Here is an 813-nt window from a genome sequence, read left to right on the forward strand (position 1 = left end):
GCTTCATTACTTGACCATACAACCCCAAGTAGTCTTTCGACTTCTAAGTGTCATACAATCTAATTATGATAACGATATCACCTATGTTTATACGCTTGATTCAGTTCTCTTTACTTTTTTTAATAACCCACCCCTGGGATAACAACTGATGTCGTTAAGAGGTGAGTTATTAAGGTTAATGACGACACGTGAACATGTCATCACTAACCCAGACTCATATCTATGTTTTTAAATAGTCTCTATGCTCTCGTCGAGTCACAGATTCTGTATAAAACAGAAAGAAGTAATCTTGTTCAAATCACTTGTTTCTATTTGATACCTATTTTTATTTAGCACTCTAAGCTTAACTAAAGTAGTGGTGGAGCCAAACGGAGTCGAACCGTTGACCTCCTGCGTGCAAGGCAGGCGCTCTACCAACTGAGCTATGGCCCCATTATATAAAATGGTGGGTCTAAGTGGACTCGAACCACTGACCCCCGCGTTATCAACACGGTGCTCTAACCAGCTGAGCTACAGACCCTAATACGTTTGTTAAAAACGTAAGCTTAAACTAAAGAACAACTTGTTGTGAATTCTTGCTGACCGAATGCGTCTATAAGGAGGTGATCCAGCCGCAGGTTCCCCTACGGCTACCTTGTTACGACTTCACCCCAGTCATCAACCACACCGTGGTGAACGCTCCCCCTAAGGTTAAGCTATCCACTTCTGGTGCAATCAACTCCCATGGTGTGACGGGCGGTGTGTACAAGGCCCGGGAACGTATTCACCGCGGCATTCTGATCCGCGATTACTAGCGATTCCTACTTCATGGAG

General features: G+C 44.0%; 2 tRNA genes and 1 rRNA gene. All 3 read right to left on the reverse strand.

From position 1 onward, the window contains the following. Positions 1-356 precede the first annotated feature (356 nt). A tRNA-Ala gene (locus JMX91_RS13210) sits at positions 357-432 on the reverse strand. A gap of 11 nt (positions 433-443) precedes the next feature. Beyond that, a tRNA-Ile gene (locus tag JMX91_RS13215) sits at positions 444-520 on the reverse strand. Positions 521-595: 75 nt separating this feature from the next. Beyond that, a 16S ribosomal RNA gene (locus tag JMX91_RS13220) occupies positions 596-813 on the reverse strand; the annotation flags it as partial.

The organism is Psychrobacter sp. Pi2-1, assembly GCF_904846645.1.
Classification (GTDB): Bacteria; Pseudomonadota; Gammaproteobacteria; order Pseudomonadales; family Moraxellaceae; genus Psychrobacter.